The organism is Mycobacterium sp. Soil_C_30 (assembly GCF_057656995.1).
In genome coordinates, this window is the sequence record NZ_JBDGJH010000006.1 from 210987 (window position 1) to 237024 (window position 26038).

Annotated in this window: 31 protein-coding genes; 13 read left to right on the forward strand and 18 right to left on the reverse strand. The window is 69.3% G+C overall.

Features of this window, described 5'->3' with window-relative positions; all coding sequences use genetic code 11:
* The first annotated feature begins 145 nt into the window (after nt 1-145).
* A complete protein-coding gene (locus tag AC3A6P_RS13930) occupies nt 146-286 on the forward strand; it encodes a hypothetical protein (RefSeq protein WP_487692357.1) in 141 nt (46 codons plus the stop codon).
* A 62-nt stretch (nt 287-348) separates the two neighbouring features.
* Here AC3A6P_RS13930 and AC3A6P_RS13935 read toward each other — a convergent pair whose 3' ends face one another.
* The gene (locus AC3A6P_RS13935; protein WP_487692159.1) at nt 349-1182 is read right to left on the reverse strand and encodes an LLM class F420-dependent oxidoreductase; all 834 of its coding nucleotides are present in this window, start codon (nt 1180-1182) and stop codon (nt 349-351) included.
* A 70-nt stretch (nt 1183-1252) separates the two neighbouring features.
* Between AC3A6P_RS13935 and AC3A6P_RS13940 the strand changes: the two genes are divergently transcribed.
* Complete coding sequence (locus AC3A6P_RS13940; protein WP_487692160.1) at nt 1253-1822, forward strand: TIGR03086 family metal-binding protein; 570 nt, start codon at nt 1253-1255, stop codon at nt 1820-1822.
* 20 nt (nt 1823-1842) lie between these two features.
* Complete coding sequence (locus tag AC3A6P_RS13945) at nt 1843-2850, forward strand: PHP domain-containing protein (RefSeq protein WP_487692161.1); 1008 nt, start codon at nt 1843-1845, stop codon at nt 2848-2850.
* On the opposite strand, the gene AC3A6P_RS13950 is transcribed toward AC3A6P_RS13945, so the two are convergent.
* From AC3A6P_RS13950 to AC3A6P_RS13960, 3 genes are all read right to left on the reverse strand, one after another.
* Nucleotides 2847-4112 carry an HNH endonuclease signature motif containing protein gene (locus AC3A6P_RS13950; protein WP_487692162.1) on the reverse strand — a complete coding sequence of 422 codons (1266 nt, stop codon included), beginning with the start codon at nt 4110-4112 and terminating at the stop codon, nt 2847-2849. The two genes, AC3A6P_RS13945 and AC3A6P_RS13950, sit on opposite strands and share 4 nt — an antisense overlap.
* Nucleotides 4113-4196: 84 nt before the next feature.
* Nucleotides 4197-5762: an FAD-dependent oxidoreductase gene (locus AC3A6P_RS13955; protein ID WP_487692163.1), complete on the reverse strand. Its 1566-nt coding sequence runs from the start codon at nt 5760-5762 to the stop codon at nt 4197-4199.
* Nucleotides 5755-6528, reverse strand: a complete 774-nt coding sequence (locus tag AC3A6P_RS13960) for a carotenoid biosynthesis protein (RefSeq protein ID WP_487692164.1) — start codon at nt 6526-6528, stop codon at nt 5755-5757. The genes AC3A6P_RS13955 and AC3A6P_RS13960 overlap by 8 nt, the downstream gene beginning before the upstream one ends.
* Before the next feature lie 98 nt (nt 6529-6626).
* Here AC3A6P_RS13960 and AC3A6P_RS13965 point away from each other — a divergent pair, with 98 nt between their 5' ends.
* A complete protein-coding gene (locus AC3A6P_RS13965) occupies nt 6627-7745 on the forward strand; it encodes a glycosyltransferase family 2 protein (RefSeq protein WP_487692165.1) in 1119 nt (372 codons plus the stop codon).
* A complete protein-coding gene (locus AC3A6P_RS13970; RefSeq protein ID WP_487692166.1) occupies nt 7742-9286 on the forward strand; it encodes a phytoene desaturase family protein in 1545 nt (514 codons plus the stop codon). The genes AC3A6P_RS13965 and AC3A6P_RS13970 overlap by 4 nt, the downstream gene beginning before the upstream one ends.
* Here AC3A6P_RS13970 and AC3A6P_RS13975 read toward each other — a convergent pair.
* The gene (locus tag AC3A6P_RS13975; protein WP_487692167.1) at nt 9195-9863 is read right to left on the reverse strand and encodes a CDP-alcohol phosphatidyltransferase family protein; all 669 of its coding nucleotides are present in this window, start codon (nt 9861-9863) and stop codon (nt 9195-9197) included. The genes AC3A6P_RS13970 and AC3A6P_RS13975 overlap by 92 nt on opposite strands.
* A gap of 24 nt (nt 9864-9887) precedes the next feature.
* On the opposite strand from AC3A6P_RS13975, the gene AC3A6P_RS13980 reads away from it, so the two are divergent.
* The gene (locus tag AC3A6P_RS13980; protein ID WP_487692169.1) at nt 9888-10700 is read left to right on the forward strand and encodes a YhjD/YihY/BrkB family envelope integrity protein; all 813 of its coding nucleotides are present in this window, start codon (nt 9888-9890) and stop codon (nt 10698-10700) included.
* Here the strand turns inward: AC3A6P_RS13980 and dinB are convergent.
* Nucleotides 10684-11862, reverse strand: a complete 1179-nt coding sequence (dinB, locus tag AC3A6P_RS13985; protein WP_487692343.1) for a DNA polymerase IV — start codon at nt 11860-11862, stop codon at nt 10684-10686. The genes AC3A6P_RS13980 and dinB overlap by 17 nt on opposite strands.
* 51 nt (nt 11863-11913) lie before the next feature.
* A complete protein-coding gene (locus AC3A6P_RS13990) occupies nt 11914-12555 on the reverse strand; it encodes a TetR/AcrR family transcriptional regulator (protein ID WP_487692170.1) in 642 nt (213 codons plus the stop codon).
* A gap of 78 nt (nt 12556-12633) precedes the next feature.
* Here AC3A6P_RS13990 and AC3A6P_RS13995 point away from each other — a divergent pair, with 78 nt between their 5' ends.
* Nucleotides 12634-14115 (forward strand): flavin-containing monooxygenase, encoded by a 1482-nt coding sequence (locus AC3A6P_RS13995; RefSeq protein WP_487692172.1) that lies wholly within the window; start codon nt 12634-12636, stop codon nt 14113-14115.
* Here the strand turns inward: AC3A6P_RS13995 and rraA are convergent.
* From rraA to AC3A6P_RS14030, 7 genes are all read right to left on the reverse strand, one after another.
* Nucleotides 14108-14587: a ribonuclease E activity regulator RraA gene (rraA, locus tag AC3A6P_RS14000; RefSeq protein WP_487692173.1), complete on the reverse strand. Its 480-nt coding sequence runs from the start codon at nt 14585-14587 to the stop codon at nt 14108-14110. The genes AC3A6P_RS13995 and rraA overlap by 8 nt on opposite strands.
* A 9-nt stretch (nt 14588-14596) precedes the next feature.
* Entirely contained in the window at nt 14597-15349 is a 753-nt protein-coding gene (locus AC3A6P_RS14005) for a MerR family transcriptional regulator (RefSeq protein WP_487692175.1), read from the reverse strand.
* Between the two features lie 44 nt (nt 15350-15393).
* Nucleotides 15394-15837, reverse strand: a complete 444-nt coding sequence (locus tag AC3A6P_RS14010) for an Rv3852 family protein (RefSeq protein ID WP_487692176.1) — start codon at nt 15835-15837, stop codon at nt 15394-15396.
* Nucleotides 15838-15901: 64 nt separating this feature from the next.
* The gene (locus AC3A6P_RS14015) at nt 15902-16825 is read right to left on the reverse strand and encodes a CopD family protein (RefSeq protein ID WP_487692177.1); all 924 of its coding nucleotides are present in this window, start codon (nt 16823-16825) and stop codon (nt 15902-15904) included.
* On the reverse strand, nt 16822-17367 hold the full coding sequence (locus AC3A6P_RS14020; protein WP_487692178.1) for a copper resistance CopC family protein: 546 nt from the start codon (nt 17365-17367) through the stop codon (nt 16822-16824). The genes AC3A6P_RS14015 and AC3A6P_RS14020 overlap by 4 nt, the downstream gene beginning before the upstream one ends.
* Before the next feature lie 36 nt (nt 17368-17403).
* Nucleotides 17404-17847, reverse strand: coding sequence for a hypothetical protein (locus AC3A6P_RS14025; RefSeq protein WP_487692179.1), 444 nt, complete (start codon nt 17845-17847; stop codon nt 17404-17406).
* A gap of 50 nt (nt 17848-17897) precedes the next feature.
* Nucleotides 17898-18554 carry a DUF6474 family protein gene (locus AC3A6P_RS14030; RefSeq protein ID WP_487692180.1) on the reverse strand — a complete coding sequence of 219 codons (657 nt, stop codon included), beginning with the start codon at nt 18552-18554 and terminating at the stop codon, nt 17898-17900.
* A gap of 686 nt (nt 18555-19240) precedes the next feature.
* Between AC3A6P_RS14030 and AC3A6P_RS14035 the strand changes: the two genes are divergently transcribed.
* Genes AC3A6P_RS14035 through AC3A6P_RS14045 form a run of 3 tightly spaced genes read left to right on the forward strand, consistent with a single transcriptional unit; the run spans nt 19241 to nt 21526 of the window.
* Nucleotides 19241-19915 (forward strand): hypothetical protein, encoded by a 675-nt coding sequence (locus AC3A6P_RS14035; protein WP_487692181.1) that lies wholly within the window; start codon nt 19241-19243, stop codon nt 19913-19915.
* A gap of 28 nt (nt 19916-19943) precedes the next feature.
* Nucleotides 19944-20435 carry an ImmA/IrrE family metallo-endopeptidase gene (locus AC3A6P_RS14040; protein ID WP_487692183.1) on the forward strand — a complete coding sequence of 164 codons (492 nt, stop codon included), beginning with the start codon at nt 19944-19946 and terminating at the stop codon, nt 20433-20435.
* A complete protein-coding gene (locus AC3A6P_RS14045; RefSeq protein WP_487692184.1) occupies nt 20432-21526 on the forward strand; it encodes a hypothetical protein in 1095 nt (364 codons plus the stop codon). Before AC3A6P_RS14040 ends, AC3A6P_RS14045 begins: the two co-directional genes overlap by 4 nt.
* On the opposite strand, the gene AC3A6P_RS14050 is transcribed toward AC3A6P_RS14045, so the two are convergent.
* From AC3A6P_RS14050 to sodN, 3 genes are all read right to left on the reverse strand, one after another.
* Nucleotides 21523-21921 carry a transcriptional regulator gene (locus AC3A6P_RS14050; protein ID WP_487692185.1) on the reverse strand — a complete coding sequence of 133 codons (399 nt, stop codon included), beginning with the start codon at nt 21919-21921 and terminating at the stop codon, nt 21523-21525. The genes AC3A6P_RS14045 and AC3A6P_RS14050 overlap by 4 nt on opposite strands.
* Before the next feature lie 655 nt (nt 21922-22576).
* Nucleotides 22577-23110 (reverse strand): peptidase, encoded by a 534-nt coding sequence (locus AC3A6P_RS14055; RefSeq protein ID WP_487692186.1) that lies wholly within the window; start codon nt 23108-23110, stop codon nt 22577-22579.
* Between the two features lie 194 nt (nt 23111-23304).
* Nucleotides 23305-23727, reverse strand: a complete 423-nt coding sequence (gene sodN, locus AC3A6P_RS14060; RefSeq protein ID WP_487692188.1) for a superoxide dismutase, Ni — start codon at nt 23725-23727, stop codon at nt 23305-23307.
* A gap of 112 nt (nt 23728-23839) precedes the next feature.
* Between sodN and AC3A6P_RS14065 the strand changes: the two genes are divergently transcribed.
* Nucleotides 23840-24118 carry a S26 family signal peptidase gene (locus AC3A6P_RS14065; protein ID WP_487692344.1) on the forward strand — a complete coding sequence of 93 codons (279 nt, stop codon included), beginning with the start codon at nt 23840-23842 and terminating at the stop codon, nt 24116-24118.
* Here AC3A6P_RS14065 and AC3A6P_RS14070 read toward each other — a convergent pair.
* Nucleotides 24115-24273, reverse strand: a complete 159-nt coding sequence (locus AC3A6P_RS14070; RefSeq protein ID WP_487692189.1) for a hypothetical protein — start codon at nt 24271-24273, stop codon at nt 24115-24117. The two genes, AC3A6P_RS14065 and AC3A6P_RS14070, sit on opposite strands and share 4 nt — an antisense overlap.
* A 344-nt stretch (nt 24274-24617) precedes the next feature.
* On the opposite strand from AC3A6P_RS14070, the gene AC3A6P_RS14075 reads away from it, so the two are divergent.
* Together AC3A6P_RS14075 and AC3A6P_RS14080 are read left to right on the forward strand one after the other, a co-directional pair.
* Nucleotides 24618-24959 (forward strand): rhodanese-like domain-containing protein, encoded by a 342-nt coding sequence (locus AC3A6P_RS14075; protein ID WP_487692190.1) that lies wholly within the window; start codon nt 24618-24620, stop codon nt 24957-24959.
* A gap of 40 nt (nt 24960-24999) precedes the next feature.
* Nucleotides 25000-26037: a DUF4328 domain-containing protein gene (locus AC3A6P_RS14080; RefSeq protein WP_487692192.1), complete on the forward strand. Its 1038-nt coding sequence runs from the start codon at nt 25000-25002 to the stop codon at nt 26035-26037.
* The last annotated feature ends 1 nt before the right edge of the window (nt 26038 follow it).

Here is a 26038-nt window from a genome sequence, read left to right on the forward strand (position 1 = left end):
ACAGAAATCCCGGCAGCCACTCCTGTAACTTTGTGCGGCGTGGCTTCCGGGGTTTGCCAACCCTCGGGTATCTAATGATTTCCTGAGGGCACTGCGGTAGGGTAGTTGCCCGATTCAGCTATTTCCGATCGCAGGAGTGATAGCAGTGCATATCAACCCGATAACCCGGTCGCGGGTGGGGCGAATCGCCTGGTCACTGTTCCGGCACCCCGTCAAGAGCCGCGAGTTTCCCGCCAAGCACGAGCGTCTGGTCACCGCCGACGAACTGTTGCGCTTCGGCGTATGAGGCGGTGACGCAGACGTTACGCCGCTGACGGTGGCGCAACTTTGCTCGTCGTTATCGAATCGTTATCCGCGGATCGCCTCAGCTAGCGGCTCCAGGACGGCCGGGTCGTACGGCGGCGGCAGATAGATGATCGCCAGATCCAGGCCTTCGGCACCCAGCGCGGCGGCCTCGTCGACCACCTTCTGATAATCCCGGTCCTCGCCAAGGCGCACGTGCGCCGACAGCATGATCTCTTTCGGATCGCGGCCGATATCGGCGCAATGCGATGCCAGCACGTCACGCTTACGCGCGAACTCCTCGGGCGGGCCGCCCACGAAGTTCCAGTGCTGGGCGTACTTGGCGGTGATGCGCAGGGTGCGCTTCTCGCCGCTGCCGCCGATGCAGATCGGCGGGTGCGGCTGCTGCGGGCCCTTCGGTTCGTTGCGGGCGTTCTTCAGCTGGTAGAACTTGCCGTCGAAGTCGGTGGTCTCCTTGCTCAGCAGGCTGGTCAGCACCTCGCAGGCCTCTTCGAAGCGGTCGAAGCGCTCCTTGATGCTGCCCAGCTCGATGCCGTAAGCGCCGGATTCCTCTTCGTTCCAGCCGGCGCCGATGCCCAACTCGAGGCGACCGCCCGAGATGATGTCCAGCGCCGAAGCCATGTTGGCCAGCACCGCGGGGTGGCGGTAGTGGATGCCGGTGACCAATACCCCCACCCGCAGCCGCTGCGTGGCCTGCGCCAACGCCGTCAGCGTCACCCAGCCTTCCAGACACGGCCCGGTGGAGTCGGAGAAGATCGGATAGAAGTGATCGAACGTCCAGCCGGACTCGAAGACGTCGATATCGTCGGCGGTCTGCCAGATGGGCAGCATTTCCGACCAGGTGGTGTTCTGCGGTGAAGTCTTGAAGGCGAATCGCACGCCCACCGAGGCTAGTCCTTCTTTCTGACAGTGCGCGATGAGTTCGGTGGCGACCGCGAGTCATACCGGCATGATCGATCTCAGTGAAGCCTGTCGCCGTACCGCCGGTGTGCTGGCAGATGTGCAAGACCACCACCTCGACGGGCCGACGCCCTGTGCGCCGATGACGGTGCGTGACCTGGTCGCCCACGTCGGGATGTTGTCGGAGGCCTTCGCGGCCGCCGCGCGCAAGGATCTCGGTCCGATGACCGACACCTCGCCGAACGACCGCCCGGCCGAGTTGGCGCCGGACTGGCGTGCGACCTACCCCGACCATCTCGCCGAACTCGCCCAGGCGTGGCAGGAACCCGCCGCGTGGGAGGGCATGACGCGTGCAGGTGGCGTGGACCTTCCCGGCGACGTCGCCGGGTCGGTGGCCCTGGCCGAGGTGGTGATCCACGGCTGGGACGTGGCGCGCAGCATCGGGCGCGGCTACGACGTGGACGCGGCCACCGCGCAGGCGTGCCTGCAGCACCTCGCGGCGTTCGACGCCTCCGGCACCGAAGGACTGTTCGGGCCCGCGGTACCCGTCGGCGATGACGCCCCAGCGCTGGACCAGATCGTCGGGCGCAGCGGGCGAGACCCCGATTGGCGTCCGTAGGTCGAGGGCAGACTAGAGGCATGGACCCTGTGACCGCGTTGCGCGAGATCGCGTTCTACAAGGACCGTGCCCGCGAGGAAGCCCGCCGGGTGATGGCCTACCGCAATGCCGCCGATGTCATCGAACGCCTCGATGAGGCCCAGATCCAGAAGCACGGTGCGGCGGGCAGCTGGCAGACCCTGCCGGGCATCGGTCCCAAGACCGCGAAAGTGATCGCCCAGGCGTGGTCCGGCCGCGAGCCGGATACCCTCGTCGAATTACGGACTGCCGCAGGTGATCTCGGCGGCGGCGAGATCAGGGCGGCGCTCAGGGGCGACCTGCATCTGCACTCCAACTGGTCCGACGGTTCCGCGCCCATCGACGAGATGATGGCCACCGCACAGCGGCTGGGCCACGAATACTGCGCGCTGACCGATCACTCGCCGCGGCTGACGGTGGCCAACGGGCTGTCCCCGGAGCGGCTGCGCCGCCAGCTCGACGTCATCGACGAGCTGCGCGAGCAGTTCGCCCCGATGCGGATCCTGACCGGTATCGAGGTCGACATCCTCGACGACGGGTCGCTGGACCAGGAACCCGAGCTGCTGGAGCGCCTGGACATCGTGGTGGCCAGCGTGCACTCCAAGCTGAAGATGGACGCGACGGCGATGACGCGGCGGATGGTGCGGGCGGTATCGGAGGGCTACGCCGACGTGCTGGGGCACTGCACCGGGCGGCTGATCACCGGCGGCCGCGGCACCCGGGCCGAATCGCAGTTCGATGCGGAGAAGGTGTTCACCGCGTGCCGGGATCACGGCACGGCGGTGGAGATTAACTCGCGGCCGGAACGGCGGGACCCGCCGACGCGACTGCTGAAACTGGCGTTGGAGATCGGCTGCGACTTCTCCATCGACACCGATGCGCATGCGCCTGGCCAGCTGGATTTTCTGGGGTACGGCGCGCAGCGGGCGCTGGACAACGACGTTCCGGTGGACCGGATCATCAACACCTGGCCCGTCGACAAGCTGCTGGCCTGGGCGCAAGCCGGTTAGTTGGATGGCGGCTCGAAGGGTGTGTACCACCACCAGCCGCAACGCCCGCCGCCAGGTCCGGGGTGCGGTGACACATCTGGCGGCGGTGTGGTCGGGGGCCGCGCCAGCGATCCGGCGACCATCCGGCGCCCATCGGCATCGGTGACCACCAATCGATCAGCAGGCCCGGTGAGGGTGATACCGCGTTTGTGGTGCAGGCGATGGTGAAAAGGGCACAGCAGCACCAGGTTCCACAGCTCCGTTGGACCGCCGTCCTCCCAGTGCTGCAAGTGATGGGCCTGCAGTCCGCGGGTGGTGCCGCACCCGGGTACCACGCAGGTGCCGTGGTCGCGGTGCTCGAGGGCCCGGCGCAGTCGGCGGCTGATGGTCCGGGTTTCCCGGCCGGAGCCGATGGGCTGGCCGTCACGTTCGAACCACACCTCACAGGTGCTGTCGCAGGTCAGATAGCGGCGATGGGCGTCGGAGAGCAGTGGACCCAAATGCAGCGCCGCGACACGTGACTCGATGTCCAGATGCACCACGACGGTGGTGCGCTGTCCATGCGGGCGGGCAGCGACATCGGCGTCCCACCCGGCGCGCACCAGGCTCATGAAACCGTCCACCGGAGTCGGGAACGGCGGCGTCTGTTCGGACTGGATGTCAGTGTGGTCGCGTTTCCAGTCGGCGACCAGCTTGTCCTGATGTGACTGCAGTGCAGAGTCGAACTCCGCGGCCTCATCGGCAGGCAACGTGATGTGCCAGGTGGTGGAGTCTGCATCGGAGGTCTGAGTGATCGACCTCGGCGCTTCCGGGTCCGGCGGGATATCGGCCTCGGGTTCCGGGCAGGGTGCAGGTTTCGGTTCCAGGCTGATCGCCTTGCGCAACTGCTTGACGGTGGCGTACCGCGCGAATTGCGCATAGTGCGCATCGGAACCGTCGGCGGCGTTCTCGGCGATGGCCCCGACCTGATCCAGCGACAACCAACCTGCTCGCATGCCTGCGGTGCACTCAGGGAACTCGGCAGAGCGCTGCGCCACCGTGGTGAGGGTCTTTGCGGTGCGCGGCGAGACACCGGTTCTGGCGGCCACCAACGACGCGATCGAGCGGTAACCGGTGTTGCCGGCCAAGCCGTCGCGGTCGATCTCGGCGACGATCTGCACGATCTCAGCGTCGGTCGCATTGCGTTGGCCGGTCAGCTCGCCAAGCCTGTCCAACAGCACCTCCAGCCGCTGCTTGGGAGTAACCCCAGCATCAGCGAAAGGTGTTGCAGTGGAGGAGGACATGGCCCCATCATCACAGAGGGGTACGACAAAAATCACCCGCGCCGGGGCAAATGGGGCCCGGCCTTTCTTCGCCGGGCTGGTCCCTCACCCGTCTCGTCGACCGCGCTGGCGACGCGGGATATCAGGAACCCCCGCCAACAGCCCGCGCTGCGGCACACCCATGATGGGCTCGCCGGCAGCGCCCAGTTCGGCCAGCACGTCGTTGGCCGCCAACACACCCGACATCGACGACCGTTCCATCAACCCGGCCAGATACGGAAGCTCGACGAAGTCGCCGGCCACCCGCACACCGCGGGCGTCGGTGCGCACCGTCGGCCGGGTGCCGGCGGATCCGGGCGGGAACGACGGTGCCGTTGCCTCCAATCTGTTGTGGCTGTGCAGCACTCGGGCATCGGCGGTCTCCGGCCACAGCGTCGCGAGCTCGTCGCGCAGGGCCTGGGCCGCGGTCTCCGCGTCACTCAACGAGCAGGAGTACGAGTGCACTTCGATGATCGAACCACCGGTGGCCGCGGCCCACTGCCGGCTGGGCTCTTCGAGCCGGGAGTAGATGGCAATGGAGTCAAGGTTCTGCTGACCGGTCACGGCGCTGAACGCGGCCCGGTGTTGGGCGACGTCGCGGTCAAGCCAGATCCGGCTCACCGCGAAAGGCGGTGCCACGCTCAAGCTCTCGCTCTGTTTCGCCAGCAACGGCGCCACCGTCGCCAGGCCGGAGTCCGAGATCACCGAACGCAGCGCGCCCGGGTCGAGCGCCAGGATCAGATGCCGCGTCGTCAGGGCCTCGGCACCGGCGATGTGTACCCGCCAGGAGGGGCCGTCCGGTTCGACGCGGTTGACCGCAGCGCCCAGCCGGATCTCACCGCCATGGCCAACAACGTACTGCTGCAACGGATTCCAGATGGCCGTCGCGTGGTCGGTGTCGGGCACGTCGAAGCCGATGCCCTCGGGGTTGCCCAGGAAGTAGTAGTGGAACATGGCCACCAGCTCGGCGGCCGACAACGCGTTCTGATTGCAGAAGAACGACCGGGCGAACGCCTCGAAGAGCATGCTGCGGGTGCGCTCGGACATCCCGAGCCGGTCCAGGAACGCCGCCGCGTCGACGTTGTCGAGTGCGGCGGTGGTGGTGGCGCGGTCATAGGCCAGCAGCGCGCGCCCGGCGTCGGGGTCGGCGCGCACGAAGTCCTGGCGCGACAGGCTTTTCGAGCGCAGCGCCAGGGCCAGCAGGTTCAGCGGCGGTGCGGCAGGCAGGCCGGACAGATCCTCGGCCGGCCAGGTCGCCGAGATCACCGGATAGTTCGGTACCGGCGCCAGGAACGACAGCTCGGGATCGGCGCGCCGCAGAATCGACCGCCAGGTGTAGTACTGCCGGAAGAAGGCGTGGAATCCGTGTTCGATCACCTGCTCGGTGCCGTCGTGCAGGGTTTCCGACCAGGCGCCCAACCGGCCACCGAGGTGTCCGGCGGCCTCCAGCAGCGTGACCCGAACGCCGCGTTCGGCGAGGATCACGGCCGCCGAGATCCCGGCGACGCCGCCGCCGACCACCACCGCCTCGGCCCCCGGCGCGACCTCACGCGGCAGCACCGGGTCCGGAGTGACGAGACGGTGCGCACGCATTCGGAACGGCGCCGCGCGACTGCGCATCGGGTCAGCCACGTCGCCTCCACAAGGTGATGGCGAACGGGATGGCGACGGTACCCATGAGCACTCCTCCGATGATCGCCGAACCCGGCAGATCGAAGAACACGGCGTGACCCATCACCGACGAGGCGTACACCCACAGATAAAGCGTCGCCGCGGGTGCGGACGGCCGGTTGTCGCGCGGCAGGGTGGCGTGCAGCAGACCGATCACCGCCACCGAAACCAGGAGCCAGCCGAGGTAGTTGGACAGCGGGATCCCCGGGATCAACGGCAGTCCCGGCCCGGGGTCGATCCACGACCAGTGCCCCGCGTCCACCATCTGCGGATCCAGGAACAGGTCCCAGGTCGACAATGCCACCGCCCCGACCGCGACGACGGCCACGGTGCGCTTGGCGAGGGTGCGCGCCACCACGAGCGCGGGCCAGGCCATCATCGCCCACGCCAGCGGCACCACCAGCGGGACACCCAGCAACTGCGGGCCCAGGGTGCCGTTGTAGGAGTAGCCGCCGAACGGCCAGCCGCTGGCCACGCCGACCACCTCGGCGAACAGCCCGCCGCCACTGGCGATCGCGATCAGCAGTACGCCGCCCATCGGGCCGTGCACCCGCACCGCGTCTGCCACGGAGGCCACGAAGAACACCAGGACGCTGGTCACCGTGACCGTGGTGCGCCACGACTCCGGCATCAGGGGATAGACGATCTGCACCGCGATGGCCGCAGCCACCAACGCCCAGACGACATGGGTGGCGCGAACGGGCGCTACCGGGACGGCCAAGGCCACGCGGTATACCTCCGTTTCCGGGTCGGTCGGTCGACGGTGCTCGTGCCCGTCGGAAGGTGGGCGGCTCGCGGCACCACTGAGCTCCGTAGAGTTTGCAGATGCCCGGTGCCCGCCCCACCGAAACCCTGCGCGCTCTCACCATTATGGGAGCGGCGCTGGCGTGCGCGGGCACGGCGCACCAACTGGTCAATCAACGCCTGCTGCGCCGCCCGCCCGCCGCTCCGCCGCCGGTGACCGCGGCGGTGTCGCTGCTGATCCCGGCGCGTGACGAAGCCCACCGGATCACACCCACCCTCCGCTCGGTGCTCGCCCAGCGTGAACTGGCCGATGTCGAGGTACTGGTACTCGATGACAATTCCACCGACGGTACCGCCGAGGTGGTCCGCCAGGTGGGCGGATCCGACCCCCGCCTGCGGGTGCTGACCGGAACGCCGCCGCCGGCGGGCGTCCTGGGTAAACCGCACGCCTGCGCGCAACTGGCCGCCGCCGCACGCGGCGAGATCCTGGTGTTCGTCGACGCCGACGTCATCCTGTCCCCGCACGCGGTGGCCGCCGCGGTGGCCGTGCTGCGCGGGCCCAGACCGCTGGATCTGCTGAGCCCCTGGCCCCGCCAGGTCGCCGACGGGCTCGGTGCCCGGCTGGTGCAACCGCTGCTGGCGTGGTCCTGGCTCACGACGCTGCCGCTGCGCGTTGCCGAACGCTCCGCGCGACCGTCGATGGCGGTGGCCAACGGGCAGTTCCTGGTGGTCGAGGCGCGGGCGCTGGCCCGGGCGGGGGGCTGGGAGTCGGTGTCGGGTGCCGTGCTCGACGACATCAACCTGGCGCGTGCGGTGCGGGCGGCCGGCGGGCGCACCGGGGTCGCCGACGGGTCGACGCTGGCGAGCTGCCGGATGTACAGCTCCGGCCGCGAGCTCTACGACGGGTACCGCAAGTCGCTGTGGGCGGCGTTCGGCTCGCCCGCCGGGGCCGTCGCGGTGGGCACCATGCTGGCAGTGGTCTACGTGCTGCCCGCGGCTGCGGCGCTCACCGGCTCACGGGTCGGCGCGCTGGGCTACACGGCGGCCGTGGTGGGCCGGGCGTCGGCGGCGCGGTGGTCCGGGCGGCCGTGGGACGGGCTGGCCCACCCCGCCTCGGTGCTGGCGCTGTTGGGTCTGCTCGCGTCGTCATGGGCGGGCCGGGTGCGAGGCTCGCTGCACTGGAAGGGACGCGCGGTATGAGCCACGTCGTCGTCATCGGAGCGGGACTTGGCGGCCTGGCCGCCGCGGCCCGGCTGGCCGCCGTCGGCCACGATGTCACGGTGTTCGAGGCCGCCCCGACCGTCGGCGGCAAACTGGGCGTCCTGGAACGCGACGGTTTCACCTTCGACACCGGCCCGTCCCTGCTCACCGTTCCCGCAGTGCTCCAGCAACTGTTCGCCGACACCGGCGGGCCGGGTGAACTCACGCTGACGGCCGTCGACCCGGCGTTCACCTACGTCTTCGCCGACGGCACCGAGCTGACGTTGCCCCACGATGCGGCCGGTGTCCCCGCGGCGCTCGACGCCGCGCTCGGTGACGGGGCGGGGGAGGCGTGGCGGCGGTTGCACACCAGGTCGCGTCGGCTGTGGGAGCTGGTGGGCGAACCGGTGCTGCGGCGGCCGGTGTCCCTTCCGGCGCTGGCGCGGATGAGTGCCCGGCCCGCCGACCTGCGCGCCGTGGCACCGTGGCAGACCATCGACGGCCTGGGCCGTGCGCTGTTGCCCGACCCGCGAATGCGTATGTGGCTCAACCGGTATGCGACGTACTCCGGCTCCGATCCGCGGCGCACCCCGGCCGTCCTCGCCGTGACCTCGTTCGTCGAGCAGGAGTTCGGCGCCTGGTACGTCGACGGCGGCCTGCGGCGCATCGTCGAGGCGCTGGCTCTGCGGTGCCGCCGCCTCGGTGTGCAGATCGCCACCGGGACGCAGGTCGGCGAGGTCGTGGTGTCCGACGGCCGGGCCCGCGGAGTCCGTGTGGACGGTAGGCAGGTGGACGCCGACGCGGTGGTGAGCAACGCCGACGCGGCAACGCTGTACGGCCGGCTGCTGCCCCGCGGCACCGCGACGGCGATGCGGCGACGGGTGCGCCGCACACCGCGGTCGATGGCCGGATTCGTGCTGCTGCTGGGCCTCGACGGGCACCGGCCCGGCGCCGCACACCGCGTCTACTTCCCGCGGGACTACGACGCCGAGTTCGACGCCATCTTCGGTCGGCGGCCGCACCCGGTGGACGATCCCACCGTGTACGTGCACGCCCCCGACGATCCGGCGCTGCGTCCCGACGACGACTCCGAGGGCTGGTTCGTCATGGTCAACGCACCGGCGCACGATCCCGGTCGGGGAGTCGACTGGGACGCACCGGGTCTGCGGCAGCGCTACACCCGGCACGTGCTCGACGTGCTGGCCGCCCGCGGCGCCGACGTCACCGACCGGCTGCGCTTCCTCGAGACCACGACGCCGGCCGACCTCGAGCGCCGCACCGGCGCCCCGGGCGGGGCGATCTACGGCACCGCCTCGCACGGCCCGCGCGCGGCGTTGCGCCGCCCCACCAACCGCAGCCCGGTGCCCGGGCTCTACCTGGTGGGCGGGTCGGCACACCCCGGCGGCGGCATCCCGCTGGTGCTGATGTCGGCCGAGATCGTCGCCGGTCTCATCGGTCCGGCGGAAACTCCGGCGGGATTGTCCGGCGCACCCCCAGCAGCAGCTGCGCCATCCCGACGACTCCGACGACGGTCCAGGTGACCGCCAATGTGGTGGCCCAGCCCCACCCGAACAACGGCACCCCGGCCGGGAGCACCGCCGTACCGGCGGCGGCCACCCCCACCACGATCAACCGCGTGGGCCGCTCGGCGACGGTGACCGTCCCCACGCCGGGCATGCCGACCGCCTGCGCCCGGGCCCGGAGGTACTCCATCAGCAACACCAAGGCCAGCGCGGCCAGCACCCACGGCAGCGGGGCGCCCAGCGCCACCAGCACCGCACCCAGCACCAGGTCGCCGAGACGGTCGGCGACCGCGTCGACCACCGCACCCAGCGGCCGCGCCCGCCCGGTCCGCAGGGCCACCGCCCCGTCGAGGCCGTCGAGCACACCGGCCACCAGCACCAGCAGGACGGTCAGCGCCGGCCAGCGAGGCCCGGTGACGGCCGCCCATGCCCCGGCCAGCGCCAGCACCCCGGCCGCTGACAGCACATCGGGCGGGATCCGCAACACCGGGCCGGCGGCCAGCGCGCGGATCAGTCGCAACCAGCCACGCACCAGCAGTGACGGCTGCACCCCGCCGTGCAGCGCCGACCACCCCGCATCGTCCTGCGACGTCATCACCTCAGCCTGCCAGGCGTGCGCATGAGCCGACTACGCAGAATCGCCTCGACGCTCGGCACGACCTTCCCGGTCAGTGACCTCGCGCTGTGGGCCGCCGGGGCGACGTACTTCGGGGTCATCGGGCTGGTTCCGCTGGCTCTGGTGTCCCTGTGGGCGGTGGGCGCGCTGGTCGGCCACGACACCGTGACCAGCGCCATGGAGGCCGCCATCGCCGGGCTGCCCGACGGGCACGGCACACCGGAGGCGCTGCGCACACTGACGTCGGTGGCGCTGTCGATGTCGTGGCTGCAGGCGCTGGTGGTCCTGTTCCCCGCCAGCCTGTACGGGGAGGGGCTGCGGCGGGCGTTCGTGCAGATGTCGGCGACGAAAGACACCCTCACCGGATGGCGCGGACGGGCCGGGCTGCTCGGGGTGGCCGCCGTGGCGCCGTTCCTGGTGCTGGCCGTACTCGCGTCATCGTCGTACGTCGGGCCGCTGTACGCCGCCGGCGGCTGGTCGCTGGTCTGGGGTGTGGTGGTGGCGTTCCACATCGTCTGGATCGCGGTGTCGACGGCGCTGTGCGGCGTGTTCGGGCTCATCGGGCCAGGCCGCTTCCAGCTGAAGGCCCTGCTCTGGGGTTCGTTCGGGACCGGCGCCATCCTGGCGGGCTTCTTGCAGGGATTCCTGCTGTTCCTGGCCATTCCGGTGCCGTGGTCGGCGCCCTTCGGTGGCCTGCCGATCGTGGGGGCGGTGTCGGCGCTGGCGCTGTGGCTGTTCGTCATGCACATCCTGGTGCTCTGCGGCTTCCGCGTCACGGTGGTGCTGGATGAAGCGATGACTAGTCGGGCAGAGTAGGCATCTCCAGACCCGGGTCACGTCCGACGAGCACGCCACGTGTCAGCGACGAGTTGCCGAAGCGCTGCCGGATCTGGTCCATCGCCGAGTCGACGGCCAGCAGGTCCGGCTGGCTGGTGAACGGCAGCTCCAGCTGCTGGGCGCCCTCGCTGTCGATGTTGGACACCGAGAAACCGACGAGGGTGAGCCCACGCTCGCGGACCAGCGGGGCCGCACCGGCCACCAACTCGCGGGCGGCGGCCAGGATGGGTTCGGTGCCGGAGGTGGCCCGGGGCAGGGTGTGCGAGCGGGTGACCCGGCCGAAGTCGTTGAACCGCAGACGCAGCGTGACGGTGCGGCCGGTGCGGTCGGCTCCGCGCATCCGGCGGGTGATGCGGTCGACGAGGTTGACCACCACGGCGTCGATCTCGGCGGCCGACATGGTGTTACCGGCTCGGCCGAGGGCCCGCTGCGCCCCCACCGAGCGGCGCCGGGCCCCGGTGGTGACGCGGCGCCGGTCGATGTTGCGCGACAGGCAGAACAGTTGGCGGCCCATGGCGCCGCCGACCATCGCGGCCAGCGTCGACTCGCCCAGCTCGGCCACCTGGGCCACGGTCACGATGCCGTGGCCACGCAGCTTCTCCTCGGTCTTGGCGCCGACACCCCAGAGCCGGCGGACGGGCAACGGGTGCAGGAACTCCAGCTCGCCGCCAGGCGGTACCAGCAGCAGGCCGTCCGGCTTGGCCACCTGGCTGGCCACCTTGGCGAGGAACTTGGTGCAGGCGATCCCGACGGTGATGGGCAGGCCCACCTCGTCGCGGACCCGTTCCCGCAGCCGGGCCGCGATCTGCACGGGCTCACCCGCGGTGCGCCGCAGCCCGCCGACGTCGAGGAACGCCTCGTCGACCGACAGCGGCTCCACCAGTGGAGTGGTGTCGCGAAACACCTCGAACACCGCCGCGCTGGCCTGCGAATACGCCGACATCCGCGGCGGCACCACGGCCGCGCCCGGGCACAGCTGCAGAGCTTGCCGCCCGCCCATGGCCGTCTTGACCCCGTAAGCCTTGGCCTCGTAGCTGGCCGCCAGCACCACGCCGCCGCCGACGATCACCGGCCGTCCGCGCAGCGTCGGGTCGTCACGCTGTTCGACGGACGCGTAGAACGAGTCCAAGTCGGCGTGCATGATGGTCGCTTCACCCGACACGAACACATGTTCGCATGCCGGGGCGACAGGTCAGGGAATCTGGGTGTAGATGCTGGTCAACCAGATGTGCGTGAGGGTGTCGACCAGGCGCTCGCGGTCCACCGCCAGTTGTTCGTCGGCCAGGGCGGCCACCATGGTGCGTTCGTTCATCTCGTTGAGCGCGGTGGCCAGATCCCGAGCCGGGATGGTCTTTGGCGCGGCGCCGCGGGCCCGTTCGGCCTCGATCAGCGCGGCGGTCTGGCCGATCCACTTGTCCATGAACCGCGACCACAGCGCCCGCACCTCGAGGCTGGTTCCCAGCGCATCGGCGGCCGCCTTGCCCAGCACGGCGTCGGAGGCGAACGCGTCGAAGAACGTGTTGATCCCGGCCCGGATGGCGCGGCGGGGATCGCTGGGCAGATTGTCCAGCGCCCCGTCGAAACCGGAGTCGGCGCGCTGGATCACCGGGTCCAGCAGCGTCAGCAGGACGGCTTCCTTGGAGGGGAAATAGAAATAGAACGTGGGCCGCGACAACCCCGCGCCTCGGGCCAGGTCGTCGACCGAGATGTCGGCATAGGACTTGTCGCCGAGCAGCCGGGCGGCGGTGGCCAGGATGGCCTGTTCGCGGTCGTCGCCGGACGGGCGGGTGGAGCGACGGCCGCGTCCGGCGCGCGACGTGCTGACGGTGGTCACGAGCGTCGACTTTACACCCCGTTGAAATTCTCAACAGGGTGTTGACTAGCTCAACAGGGCGTTGATAGCGTTTGACATATGACCGAATTTGTCGATGTTGTCATCGTCGGGGCTGGCATCTCGGGAATCAGCGCCGCCTGGCACTTGCAGGAGCGCTGCCCCGGCAAGGACTATCTGATCCTGGAAGCGCGCGAGAACATGGGCGGCACCTGGGACCTGTTCAAGTACCCGGGCATCCGCTCGGACTCGGACATGTTCACCCTCGGCTTCCGGTTCAAGCCGTGGCGGTCGGCCAAGTCGATCGCCGACGGTGCATCGATCCTGGCGTACCTCAAAGAGGCCGCCGAAGAGAACGGCATCGACCGGCACATGCGGTTCGGTCACAAGGTGATCAGCGCCGACTGGTCCGACGACGACAACCAGTGGACGATCACCGTCGAGACCGGCGGTGAGCGCAAGACGATCCGGTGTGGGTTCCTGCTGGCCTGCAGCGGCTACTACAACTACGACCAGGGCTACTCGCCGGCCTTCCCCGGCTCCGAGGACTTCACCGGCACCATCGTCCATCCGCAGCACTGGCCCGAGGATCTCGACTACGCCGGCAAGAAGATCGTCGTCATCGGCAGTGGCGCCACCGCCGTGACTCTGATTCCGGCACTGGCCAATTCCGGTGCCGAGCACGTCACGATGCTGCAGCGCACCCCCACCTACGTCGGCTCACTTCCCGAGATCGACCCGGTGGCCGAGAAGGCCAACAGGTTCCTGCCGGCCGACCTCGCCCACGTGGTGAACAGGTGGAAGGCGATCCTGTTCAGCACCGTGCAATACCAACTGTCGCAACGCCGTCCGTCCTACATGCGCAAGACGTTGCTCACCATGGCGCAGCGCCGCCTACCGCAGGGCTTCGACGTCGAGAAGCACTTCGGCCCCGACTACAAGCCGTGGGATCAGCGACTGTGCCTGGCGCCCAACGGTGATCTGTTCAAGGCCATCCGCAAGGGCAAGGCCGACGTGGTGACCGACACCATCGAACGCTTCACCGCCACCGGTATCCAGTTGACCTCGGGTCAGCATCTGGACGCCGACATCATCGTCACCGCAACGGGTTTGAACATCCAGTTCTTCGGCGGCGCGCAGGTGCTGCGCAACGGCACACCCCTGGACCTCGCCGAATCGGTGGCGTTCAAGGGCATGATGCTGACCGGGCTGCCCAACGCGGTGTTCACCTTCGGTTACACCAACGCCTCGTGGACCCTGAAAGCCGACCTGACGTCCGAGTTCGTCGCAAAGTTGTTGAACTACATGGATTCTCACGGTTACGACACCGTGGTGCCCAGTGAGCCGGGCGAGGACGTCGAGCGCCGCCCGTTCGTCGACCTCACATCCGGCTACATCCTGCGGGCCATCGACCGCCTGCCCAAGTCGGGGTCAGAGGCGCCGTGGCGGCTCAAGCAGAACTACTTCGTGGATCTGCGTGTGATCCGGCACGGCAAGGTCGACGACCCGGCGCTGCACTTCACGAAACACCGTGCGGCGGTGTCGGCTTCGGCCGCTAGCTAGCCACCAGCACGATCCCGTCGTCATCGCTGTAGGCGATGTCGCCGGGGGTGAAGGTGACACCGCCGAAGCTCACCGCGACGTCACGCTCACCGGCGCCGGTCTTGGTGCTCTTGCGCGGATTGGTGCCCAGCGCCTTGATGCCGATGTCGAGGGTGCGCAGCGTCGACGCGTCCCGGACCGCACCGTTGATGATCAGGCCCGCCCAGCCGTTGGACCGGCCCAGTTCGGCGATCAGATCACCGACCAGCGCGGTGTGCACGGAGGCGTCACCGTCGATCACCAGCACGGCCCCGTCGCCGGGCTCCGAGAGCACCGACTTCAACAACGCGTTGTCCTGAAAACAGCGCACGGTGACAACGGGTCCGGCGAAGGTGTCGCGGCCACCGAACTGGCGCAGCTGCAGATCGCAGCTGCGGACATCGGGGCCGATCTCGTCGACCAGGTCAGCGGTGGCGCGCGGGGTCACAGTCACGTGTGAATGCTAGCGGCGCCCCGAAACGATGATGTCGTGCACGTACTGCGCCAGCCCGGGCGCCACGTCGTCGTAGTAGGCGGTGAACCGCACGTCGGTGACATACATCTGCGCCAGGCGCCGGTGCATATCGTCGCTGCAGTGGTAGAAGCGGTCGATCCCCGCGCGGTGCCGGGCCGCCAGCGCGTCGGCGTCGGCGCAGCCAGGTGCGACGCCGCGGCTCATGGCGGCGGCCAGGTCGCGCAGCAGCACGTCGTCCTCGGCCTTGATGCGCATCCAGTCCTGCTTGCTCAGCCGGGCCACCCGCTGTTGGGACTGGCGCCACTGATCGGTCTCGCCCCAGCGCTGGTGCGCCTCCTCGGCGTACTGCTCGCTGAAGGCGGTGGTCCCGAAGATCTCCACCTGTTCCTCGGCGGTCAGTTGAATGCCCGCGCGATGTGCGGCCATGAGTTCCTCCACAGCTGTGATGGTGTCCTGCAACTGAATTGACCGTTGACGCAACAGCGCCAACTGTCGCTCGAGCCGGTCGAGGATGTCGGCCTCGGCATCGTCGAGCAGGACGCGAATCTCCTCGAGCGGCAGGCCCGCCGCCCGGTAGACCAACACCAGGTGCAGCCGCTCGACGTCGCCGTCGGTGTAACCGCGGTACCCGGCCGCGGTGCGCACGCTGGGCACCACCAGGCCGATGTGGTCATAGTGATGCAGGGTGCGCACCGAGACACCGGTGAGCTCGGCGAGGGTGCCGACGGTGCGGGCGTCCATGAACTCACTGTCCACCCTGACGCGGCGTCAGGGTCAACTGGCTTTCAGTCCGGGTCGGAACTGCGGCGCAACTGCCGGACCACCAGTACGGCCAGCAGACTGACCGCGATCGCCACCGCGATCGGCAGGGGTGAGCGTCCGGGGGCGGCCGGCTGCACCACCGGCGCGGCGACGCTGTCGGAGGCCTGATCCACCGTGGACTTGGCTGCCGCTGCGGCTTCCTTGGCGCCGACCTCCACCGGGACGGGCATCGGTGGGGGAGTCACCACAGGCGCGGCGGCCTCCGGGGCGGGCGCCTTCGTGGCGGGTGCCTTCTTGACCGGTGCCTTCTTCGCAGGAACCTTCTTCACCGCCTTGGCGGGCGTTTTCTTCGCCGGAGTCTTCTTGGCGGGGGCTTTCTTGGCCGGAGTCTTCTTCGCCGGGGGCTGCCCAGGTATCTGAGGCGTGGCCTCACCACGCTGCTCGGGCTGCTCCTGCGGGTCGGACATCGGGCTGCTCCTTTGTGTCATCCAGGGCTCTCTGGCCGGCAGCACCCCATCATGCCAGGTGGGGCTAACCGGTCACGGTCAGCGCCGCAGCCAAGGTCAGTGCCACCGCCATCAGCGCCAGCTCCGTCAAAGACTTGGTGCGCGAGGCCTCGGCGGTGAGCCGGTGCGACGTCGCCGCCGGCACCCAGGTGGTGCGGTACCGCCACGCCAGCGCCAGCAGCACCGCCGTGACAGCGATCTTGGCCAGCAGGATCCGCCCGTAGCCGGTGGCGAACAGCTCGGCCGGTGACCCGAACCGGGTGACCGCGCCGGCGGTCCCGCCGAATAGCAGCGTCGCCATGCAGACCAGGGAGGTCCGGGAGAACCGTGGCAGCACGCGCGCCCATTGCCCCCGGGTCTGCACCGTCAGCGTCAGCGCGGCCAGCAGCCCACACCACAGCGCCGCGGCGAGCGCATGCACCACCACGGCCGTGGCACCGAGCGTGCCCTCGGCCAGGTGGCCGGTCACCGCCCGGGCCGCGATCCCGGTGCCCGCCGCACCCGCCACCGCCAGCCGCACCGACACCGTCGGCTCCGGCAACACGGCCGTCGCACAGATCACGGCCGCCGCCAGCAGGCTGAACACCCCCGAGCGGCCGGCGGCGGTGACGGTGGCGAACTCCCAGGTGGTGTGCGCCGTCAGGGCCCCGACAGCGACGTCGGCCGCTTCGGCCGCGCCCAGCACCAGCCGCACCACCTCGGCGATCAGCCATACCGCGGCGGCGGCGATCAGCGGACCGGAGGCCCGGCGCATCAGGTCGTCGCGATACCGGTTCTCGTCGAGCCACGGCACCGCGGCCAGCCCGAGCACCGCCACCGCCGCGCCGTCGGCGACCGCCCGGACCGCGGCCGACCCCGGCGACAGCAGCGGCTGCGCCAGCGCCCAGGCCAATGTCACCACGGCGCCGACCAGCCCGAGGCAGACCGCGGCCCAGCGCGTTGCGGTCACGACCGGCGCCGGACCGCCCACAGTGCCCCGCCGGCGACGATCACGGTCGCGCCCACCGCGAACGGCCACACCGGCATGCCGTCCTCGGTCGGCGCTGATGTCGGCGCAGCCGCCGGGGTCTCCTCGGCGGCCGGCGCCGGCGTGGTGGGGGGACTGACCGGAACAGGACGGGATTCGGCCGTGGTGAAGGACCAGGAGCCCGAGACCACGTGGCCGTCGGCGGAGGTGGCGCGGTAGTTGACCGTGTAGGTGCCCGCCGGAGCACCTTGGCGGACAGCCACACTCAGCGTCGCGCCCTGCACGGCGACGTCACCGTCGGCCCACTGTCCGCCGTCGGGGCCCACCACGGTCATCGCCGCGAAGGCGGGCTGCATCGCTTCGTTGAAGGTGGCGCTCACGCGCGCCGGCGCTGTCGGCAGCGACGTCCCGTCGGCGGGATCACTGGACACCAGCGCCGCATGCGCCGAGGCGGTGGTGGCGGCGGCGAGCGCGACCAGCGTGGTCAGCACTGCCGCAAGGCAGAGTCGTATCACGGATGTCATTGGGGTGTGTGCTTTCTCGATCGAAGACGGGTGAACTCAGGGCGCAGCACACACCGGCGGACCACGATACGAGATCGAGCTGAACAGCAGAATCTGCTGGAGCTGTTGATGTTCGGGGCGCACACCCAGCGGCGGCGGCGCGTCGGCCGGTGAGCTCACCACGGCCACGCACCGCCGCACCACGCGGCCCAGCGCGCGGATCAGGCGCTCCGACACGGCCATCAGGCCGGCTCCGGCGACAACGGCCACGGCATGCGCCAGCACCATCGATTGCCACGAGAACAGTGGTGTTTCGTGGGTGTGGCCGGAAATGGCCAGCGCGGTGTGCCCGGCGATCTGGCCGGCCGCCAGCACCGCCGTCAACGTGCGCGGCTGTGCCGCCCGACCGGCCGCGAGCCCGGTCGCAGCGACCACCGCGAGAAGCAGCGCCGCCGCCCCGCCCGACGGCCACCCGCCGCCGGCCGTCGCATGCGCGGCCACCGCCAGCGCGCCGGTGTAGGCCGCGGCGGTGAGTGTCCGGAACCGGTGGATCAGAGCACGCCCAACCGGGCCATCAGATCGGCGTCGATCCCGTCGAGCTGCTCGGCGATGGCTGCGTGCGCGGCCCGTCGACGTGCGGTGGGCATGCTCTCGGCGGCGGTGACGGCCGCGCTCAGATCGCTGAGACGGTCGGTGATGGCCGCGACGAACTGCCTGGTCTCGGCGTCCTTCGGTTTCTTCTCGGCGACGGTGCGCAATGACCGCTCGGCGCCGGCGATCCGGGCCGAGAGCTGGCCCCCGTGTCCAGAGAACTGGCCCAGTTGGCTCAACGGGACACCGAGGCGGTCGGCGCGACGTTCGTCGAGCAGTCCGCGCGCGGACGTGCTGGCCTTGTAGACGATCGGCACCAGGATGGGCGCGAGCAGCCGGGTCACGGTGAGGGTGCGACGAATCCGCGCCGGGGACAACAGCTTTCCCTCCCTGGCGGCCTTCAGTTCGGCCTCGGCGATCCTGAGTGCGTTGCGGTCGCTGTCCCGCTGCGCGCGTAATTGCGCTTTCAGGGTGCGGGTTTCGGCGCGCTGGGCGGACTTGATGCGGCGCAGCTCGTTCTTCGCGTCGAGCTTGGCTTCGAGCTTTGCCTTGGCCTTGATGGCCTTGGCCTCGGCCCGCCGCGTGGCGCGGCTCTTTCGCTTGGTGAACAGGCCCATACCTGCCGCCTCCCGGTGCTTTCGTCAAAAATCGCGATGGATGCCGCGAACCCGGATAAACCCTATCGCCTGCGCCGACGAGCCGAATTGCGACCTGCGGATATGCGAGAATGACCCCCAGTCGGAAGTCGGCGTCAGGTGGTGGGGACAGCCGCCACCATGCGACGGCATGGCGGATCGGGGTGGGTGTGGACGGGTCGCGAGTGCGTAGCGCTGCGGTCAGTGCTGCGATCGCGGCCGGTTTGCTGATCGGCGGAAGCGGCGGTATGGGCGTAGCGACGGCCGTCGCTGATCACGGGCATAGGGACAAGGGCGGCTCGGTTTCCCGTGGCCCGGACCGCTCGGGTGGGGAACGCTCATCGACCAGGAAACAGCCTCGCGACTCCGACCGCCGCGACCAGGACCGGGGACTCCGCCAGGACAAGCCCGGCCGTGACGACGGGCCCAAGGGTGAGCGGGCGGACCGGCGTGACGACGAGGACGGTCGCCGCGGCGACGGGCCCACCACACGCAAGCCCGGTAGGCCGGCCCATGGCCATGGATCCGGTTCCGGGTATGGATCTGGGTCTGGTCCCGACCGTGGCCAGGGTTGGCACGGAACCCCGGGCCGGCCGTGCGCCGAAGACCCGGAGGACCCCAAGGAGACCGAGAATCCCGACGACCCCGAGAATCCGGGCGGTCCCATCGTGGGAAGGCCGCCGGCAAGCCCACCCCCGAACGCGCCGGCAAGCCCTCCGTTGGGCGGTCCCGCACCCGCCAACCCCCCGGCGAGTCCGCCGCCGACAGGTCCCCTGCCCGACAGCCCGCCCACCAGCAGCGGCAGTGGCGGCAGCGGTGGCGGGGGCGGTAACGGAGGGTTTCCGCAGTCACCGCGGCCCAGCCTGCCGGACATCGCAGACCCCGCACCGTCGGATCCCGAGCCGCTCGATGTCACCGCCGGTGGCGGTCTGACCTCGGCAGGAGGAGGGGGAGGTGGTGCGGCCCTGGCGCCCATCAGCCCGCCGATGATCATCGTGCCGCAGCCGATCGGTGCGCCGGTGCGCCCGGCGCCGCCATCGGCGGCCGAACCGGCCGCGCCCGTCGTCGTCGTGCCTGCCCGACCGGCGCCACCGGACGCGCCGCGGCCCGCCCTGCCCGGACCGCCGCGCGGCAATGCAGTTACCAATCCGCTGCCGGAGACCTTCCGTGCCGGCTATCCGCAGTACCTCAGGTCGGCCAAGCTCGCCGAGGTCGCAGGGCTTGCGCTTCCCGGGCTAGCAGGCATAGTTGCCCTTACAGCTGTCGGGGGGCTGCTGGGATACCGCCAGGCGAAAGCCGGCCATGCGGTTCGCGCGGCGGGAACAGCGCGCTTCCTGCAGTGAGTGTTGAGGTAGTCGGGGAGGGGGCGACATGGCGGCAGGCCGACGCGTGACCAAAGCGGTCAACGACGTGTTGGAACTCGCACCGCGACGCGGGGAGGTCTCGTTGGCGCGGCTCGTCACGGCCGTCAGCGCCAGCCGGGGGCGGCCGATCGAGATCGAACTCGCCGACCTCCCGATGGGGGTGTGCGGCCAATGGCGCCAATACGCCGAACACGATGTGTTCCTGATCCAGCACGGGCTGCCCACCTGGCAGCGGACCCTCGCCCATGAGCTCGGTCATCTGGTGCTCGGGCACCAGGGCATGCCGGTGGTGGAGGCGGCTCGGCAGGTCACCGAGGTCGCCAGCGATGACCTGATCGGGTACATGCTCAACCAGCGCACGGGCTGTATGGGACCCAGCGGTGAAGACGCCGAGCAGGAAGCCGAAGATTTCGCCGCGCTGCTCATCTACCGGCTGGGACGGAGGCCGTCGGATCGGTCGTCGATAGTCCAGGTCCGGCTCGGAGAGGCGTTTGGTTGACAGTCTGGGTGATCGCCGGTCTCCTCGCGTTGGCGACCGGCGTACGCATCGGGTGGGCGTTGGTCAACAAGCAGTCTCTGGTCAGTACGGCGATGATCGTCGCGCTCGGCAGCCTGTCGCTGGTGGCCGCGCTCAACTGGGAGCCGCTGGCGCTGCTGGTCGACAGCCTGCTGCACTGGCCGAACATCTCCGTGGGTTTGAGCCAGGTCGCGCTGATCGCTTGTGCCGCAGGAAGTTGCGTGATGATCACCACCGCCGCCTCGGGCCGTCGGCCGAAGGTGGTCAGGCGGATCGCGATGATCCAGTACGGGGTGGCGGCGGTGACCGCGGTGGTTTCCCTCGCGCTGTTCCTGGCCGCCGGCCAGCAGCCGGAGATGTCGCCGCAGGAGTACCTGGTGCGCAACCTGGGCACACCGCACCTGTCGACGACTTGGCTGCTGCCGCTGTTGTACGTCCTGTTGGCGCTGACGTTGGTGTCCTGGGCGGGGCTGCGGCATTCCAGCCGCAGCCGGCGCGGCCGCGCGCTGTTCGTCTTCACCGTCGGGATCGTGCTGCTGCTGCTGGCCAGCGCGTTCTTCCTGATGCAGGCGTTCGGTACCACCCACCTGGTGGGCATCGGCACCGCGGTGACGTTGCTCGGTACGGCGATGGCCGTGGTGGCGGCGGGTTCCCTGCTGCCCACTGTGGAGGACTGGTTCACCGGTCGGCGCGAACTACGGATGGTGGAACCGCTGCTGGCCGAACTCGAGCGCCGCCAACCCGATATCGGCATCGGCGTCCGTCCGCGCGGGCCCCTGGTGTTCCGGGTCGCCGAGCGGTTGTCGTTGATCTCGGACGCGCTGTTCCTGGAGGCGACGGCGGCGCAGACAGGTCACCACCGCCCAGGCGCGGCCACCGCGCCGCTCCAGTTGGATGGCCCCAAAGAGCAGGCACGCGCGGTCGCCGAGTGGATCCACGCCGGTACCGACGCCCGTGAGAAGTTCCCGGGTTTGGGCATGCTGCGTCAGCCGGAGAACTACTCCGACCGTGAATGGATCATCGAAATCGCGCGCCAGTACCGCGATCTGACGCGTAGCGGTCGAAACGCCTAGTCGTCCAGGTGCTCTTTGCGCCGCAGTTCCTCGGCCTTGAGCACGAGATCCTGCTGGGCCTCGGGGGACAGACCGACGGTGCGAGCGGCGATCCGGCGGACCCCCTCGTCACGCATGTTGGCCAGCCACGTCAGTTCCTTGTCGAGCTTCTCGTAGTACTCATCGTCGGTGAAATACGCCGGCTTGATGCGGAAGAAGTTCGCAAGAGCCGCCATCGTTGCGGCGGACGGGTTGGTGCGGTTGCCGGAGCGCAGCTGAGACAGGTAGGGCGCCGACATGGTGACCCCCTCCGCCTTGAGCGCGCCGATCACTTCCGCAGACGTATGCGGGCCGCGACCCGGCGGGTAGACCGTGTCGAAAAGGCGGTTCAATCGCGCAGCGAACGTCGTGCTCATTGTAAAGACCTCCACAGGTGGACATCGCTTCATATCCGTGGCCGTATTTGCTAGTCATCGTAGCGAGAGTTGTGGCAACAACCAAGTGCAAACGCCTGGCAAATTGACGCCCATACTCTCAGGTTTCTCGGCCCGCGCCGCCGCCGAGGCCCTGATCAGGGCATCCTGGTCTATTGCAAGCGCAGGACAATAGTGCATCGGACCGAAAAAGCCGGGTCCGCTGGCGTACCGCCGAAACGCTGCCATCCGGGGGTGGCAGCCGAAACGCGAGCGTTACCCGGCAACCGTTCCTGAGCGTCTCCTGTGCTCAGCCTATATTTGCTGCCGCAAAATCCGCCTACGCGATCCGAATCATCATGACAGCCGCGGCGGGGCTCGGGGGGTCTACCGACGCGGCTACCGGCGCAGATGGTGCCGTCCCCGCCCATCGGAATCCGTCACGGGTCCACGACCGCGCCGGAGGCGGTGCTGGTCAGAGCCGTGCGGGCGCGTCAGGGGTTGCGATGAATTCAGGCGGTGATTGCCACAGCTCTCGTGGCGACCGGATCAGGGTGTTTGTGATGGTCAACACACGAACGCGGTAGGGCGTGTCCTGTCCTGAGAACGAAAAAACGAACAGCCGCGTTTCCTGAGAAACACCTAGGGGCCCGGGCGTTCAGGCCGCCAGGAGCATCGCCAGGATCGCAGTGTCCGGATGGCTGATCGGGTCGACACCGACGCGGCTCACCATCGACGTCACCGTGCCGTCGGATTCCGCTTCCACCCATGCGGCCCGATGTTCGAGACCCAGGTGCGGCAGCCCGGGCAGCAGTACGCAGCCCGAGGCCGCGCCGCTGCACTCGGGCAGCGACGGGGTGGTCTCCGACGGCGGATGCAACATCATCAGCGCCGGCGGGTTCTGATCGGCGAAATGGCCTGGCGCAATGGCGGCGTCGCCCACGACGGTGCCTTCAGCGAGCACCAGTCCGACGGTGCCGGGCGCGGGAGTCTCCGGCAGTTCCTCGCGCACGCCGAAAATGGTTGTCGTGGAAAGCAACCCCGGCCACGAGGCAACGCGGACGGCGACCATGAGCAGTTGCGCCCACTCCTTGGTGGAATCAGGCCAGCGGCCGGACACCACGAAACCCTTGAGGGCGCCCCCGGAATGAAACGGAGCGAGTTCGATTGCCCGCCCTGACCCTGACTCCATCTGCCCTCCGCGACTACTCGGTTCGGACTCGTTGCAAACGACACAGCTGCGGGTCGGTTCAGACAGGATGAGCTACAACCCCATTGGCACGCAAGAGCATCCGAGTGCTAACGCGCAGGTGAACAGGCTCCGACGAAGTCGGGGCGCCACGCGTGTGCGCGACGCCCCGGCGGGTGGCTCATGTCAGGTGAGCATCAGGCAGGCGGGTACACGCCCATCTGCTTGCCCTTGTCGGTCTGCCAGAAGATGTCGGAGATCTCGTCGATGGTGGCGAGCAGCTTCTCGGCGACCGCGGCGTCGAGCGACTTCTTCACGTCACCGGCACCGTGGACACCTTCCCAGAAGAGCTGGTGCAGGTTCGGGAACTGCTCGAAGTGGTCCTTGGTGAAGAAGTCGGCCCACAGCACCATCAGGTGATGCTTGACCTCTTCGGCCTGACGCTCCTTGATGATGATGGCGCGTGCCTTGAAGTGCTCGTCATCGGTGTCGTGGTACTTCTGGATGGTCTTCAGGCAGGAAAGCGCCTCGATCTTGGCCTGCGCGGGGTCGTAGACGCCGCAGTACAGGTCGCAGTGCGCGTGGGCGGGAGTGGCGTTGGCAAAAAGTCGATGCAGCATGGCCTTAACCTACCCTTAGCGGCGCGACGCGAAAACCTACACTCCCCTTGTGATCCGGCGGAAATCTCGGCTGCACTGGCCGCTGCGGCGGTTCCTCGTCGTCGAGGACTCGATGCTGCCCACACTGGCCCCCGGCGACGGTGTCCTCGCAGTGCGAGGGGGAGCGGTGCGCGGCGATCAATTGCGGGTGTTCCCGGATCCGCGGTTGCCGTCGCGTTGGTTGATCAAGCGTGTCGGAGCGGTACAGGGCTCTGGACGTGAGGCGACCTTCGAAGCGCGTTCGGACAATGCCGCCGCACCCGGGGTGGTCGATTCCCGACGGTTCGGGGTGGTGCCGGCGGCGGGTTCGTATCGCGTCGTGTGGACGGTCCGGGGCAGCCGGAGCCGCTAGGTCAAGACGATCAGAACCAGAACCGCGAGCAGAATGAGTGCGATGACGCCCGCGCGCAACGCGGCCAGCAGATACGAGCGGTTGTACACCGACGACGGCGAGTACCAGTGCGGCGGTTGGCCGGCAGACTGCGGTCCGATCGGATGTGCCGCCATCACAGACACCTGACCTGCACCGTCATGATCGTCCCCCCAGTGAGATGAATCACAGCAAAAGACCTGTGAGCGCGATCATAACCCCGTTTCGTACCACGACAAAAATCGAGCCGACCGGCCCTTTCCGGCGGGCGTTCGCCAAGGCTGTTGATCACGGCCAGATCACGATCACTTCTATCCACAATCGCCGCCGCTACCGGAGTCGTATCCCGTGCACACACCCTGTGCGCCTCCTGAAGGGGCTGTGGATAAAGCTGTGGAAACTGTGGATAGCGTGCGATAGCTGCCCTGCACTGACGATCGGGGATGGCTGAGCGCGGCCCCGGCGTGACAGGATTGTCGGTATGGACGACTCGGCGATCCCCCAGGCAGACGTCCCCGGGCTTCCCACCGAATTCGGGGCGGACGCGGTTCTGCTCGATGTACGCGAAGACGACGAATGGCAGCGTGGGCACGCCCCCGGCGCCCAACACATCCCGATGGGTGACGTCCCGGCACGGATCCACGAGATCGACGTCGACAAGACGCTGTATGTGATCTGCCACGCCGGCGGCCGGTCGCAACGGGTGGCGCAATACCTGCAGCGCAACGGCTACGAGCCGATCAACGTCGACGGAGGCATGCTGGCGTGGAACGGTGCGGGCCGCCCAGTCGTCACCGACGACGGCAGCCCCGGCACCGTTTGACCCCGAACCCCGACACCGAACCCCCCGTTAGGCTGGTCCGGTGATCCAGGTGTGTTCGGTGTGCGGCACCCGCTGGAACGTGCGCGACAAACAACGCCAGTGGTGCCCGCGCTGCCAAGGTGCGCTGCTGCCGCCCTCGGCGCCCGCGCAGGCCGGCGCCCATCCGTCACCGGCCGACCCGGGCTGGCACCGGCCGCCCGGCGATGCACCGGGTCCGCACCGGCTGCCCACCGGCTACCGGTGGATCGCGGTTCGACCCGGTGCCGCACCGTCACCGCACCGGCAGCGTCGACCGCTCGGCCCGACGCCGCGCTACGCGGCGATCCCGCGATGGGGATTGTTCGATCAGATCGCCCCGTCGACGACGACGACCGAACCGGAGCGTCGGGGACTGTCCGCCACCGCGGTCCGGCTGACGCTCTACACGGCCGGGGGTGTGATGCTCGCGGCCGCGCTGATCCACGCCATCCGCTACCTGCTGCTGGTGATCAACCGCACCACCCTGCTGCCACCCGTGGTGGCATGGACGGCGGTGTGGCTGGGCGTGCTGCTCAGTGTCGCGGTGCTGTTCGCCGTCATCGGCGCCGCGGTGGTGATGACGGGGTGGCTGATCCGGCGGCGTGCGGCCGTCTACGCCCACCGGGGCCACGAGGACCCACGATCCTCCAGAGCGTTGTGGGCAGGCTGCCTGATACCGCTGGTGAACTTGGTGTGGGCGCCGGTGTTCGTGATCGAGACGGCCACGGCCGAGGACTCCTACACCCGGATGCGGAAACCGATCCTGGTGTGGTGGGTGCTGTGGGTGCTGTGCACCGGGGTGTCGATCTTCGCGATCGCCACCAGTTTCACCACCGACGCCCAGGGCATCGCCGACAACACCGTCACCGTGACATTCGCCTACCTGTTGGGGGCGGCCACGGTCGCCGCGCTGGCGCGGGTGTACTTCGGGTTCGAGCGCAAACCGGTGGAACGTCCGGCGCATCGCTGGGTGATGGTCGCCGCTGAACCCGCTGACCTGGGGCGTCGCAAGAAATCCGAGGCTGCGGTTGAGCCGAACGGCCAGGAGCCTGCAGCATAGC

Excerpts from the sequence above, each read along its gene's own strand:
- AC3A6P_RS14030 (WP_487692180.1), bottom strand. The coding sequence starts at position 18,554 with ATGGGCCTGTTCACCAAGCGAAAGAGCCGCGCCACGCGGCGGGCCGAG.
- AC3A6P_RS14075 (WP_487692190.1), top strand. The coding sequence starts at position 24,618 with ATGGACGACTCGGCGATCCCCCAGGCAGACGTCCCCGGGCTTCCCACC.
- AC3A6P_RS13970 (WP_487692166.1), top strand. The coding sequence starts at position 7,742 with ATGAGCCACGTCGTCGTCATCGGAGCGGGACTTGGCGGCCTGGCCGCC.
- AC3A6P_RS14040 (WP_487692183.1), top strand. The coding sequence starts at position 19,944 with ATGGCGGCAGGCCGACGCGTGACCAAAGCGGTCAACGACGTGTTGGAA.
- AC3A6P_RS14050 (WP_487692185.1), bottom strand. The coding sequence starts at position 21,921 with ATGAGCACGACGTTCGCTGCGCGATTGAACCGCCTTTTCGACACGGTC.
- AC3A6P_RS13995 (WP_487692172.1), top strand. The coding sequence starts at position 12,634 with ATGACCGAATTTGTCGATGTTGTCATCGTCGGGGCTGGCATCTCGGGA.
- dinB (WP_487692343.1), bottom strand. The coding sequence starts at position 11,862 with ATGCACGCCGACTTGGACTCGTTCTACGCGTCCGTCGAACAGCGTGAC.
- AC3A6P_RS14055 (WP_487692186.1), bottom strand. The coding sequence starts at position 23,110 with ATGGAGTCAGGGTCAGGGCGGGCAATCGAACTCGCTCCGTTTCATTCC.
- AC3A6P_RS14070 (WP_487692189.1), bottom strand. The coding sequence starts at position 24,273 with ATGGCGGCACATCCGATCGGACCGCAGTCTGCCGGCCAACCGCCGCAC.
- sodN (WP_487692188.1), bottom strand. The coding sequence starts at position 23,727 with ATGCTGCATCGACTTTTTGCCAACGCCACTCCCGCCCACGCGCACTGC.
- AC3A6P_RS13945 (WP_487692161.1), top strand. The coding sequence starts at position 1,843 with ATGGACCCTGTGACCGCGTTGCGCGAGATCGCGTTCTACAAGGACCGT.
- AC3A6P_RS13950 (WP_487692162.1), bottom strand. The coding sequence starts at position 4,112 with ATGTCCTCCTCCACTGCAACACCTTTCGCTGATGCTGGGGTTACTCCC.
- AC3A6P_RS13980 (WP_487692169.1), top strand. The coding sequence starts at position 9,888 with ATGAGCCGACTACGCAGAATCGCCTCGACGCTCGGCACGACCTTCCCG.
- AC3A6P_RS13940 (WP_487692160.1), top strand. The coding sequence starts at position 1,253 with ATGATCGATCTCAGTGAAGCCTGTCGCCGTACCGCCGGTGTGCTGGCA.
- AC3A6P_RS14020 (WP_487692178.1), bottom strand. The coding sequence starts at position 17,367 with ATGACATCCGTGATACGACTCTGCCTTGCGGCAGTGCTGACCACGCTG.
- AC3A6P_RS13975 (WP_487692167.1), bottom strand. The coding sequence starts at position 9,863 with ATGACGTCGCAGGACGATGCGGGGTGGTCGGCGCTGCACGGCGGGGTG.
- AC3A6P_RS14005 (WP_487692175.1), bottom strand. The coding sequence starts at position 15,349 with ATGGACGCCCGCACCGTCGGCACCCTCGCCGAGCTCACCGGTGTCTCG.
- AC3A6P_RS14010 (WP_487692176.1), bottom strand. The coding sequence starts at position 15,837 with ATGTCCGACCCGCAGGAGCAGCCCGAGCAGCGTGGTGAGGCCACGCCT.
- AC3A6P_RS13965 (WP_487692165.1), top strand. The coding sequence starts at position 6,627 with ATGCCCGGTGCCCGCCCCACCGAAACCCTGCGCGCTCTCACCATTATG.
- AC3A6P_RS14065 (WP_487692344.1), top strand. The coding sequence starts at position 23,840 with ATGCTGCCCACACTGGCCCCCGGCGACGGTGTCCTCGCAGTGCGAGGG.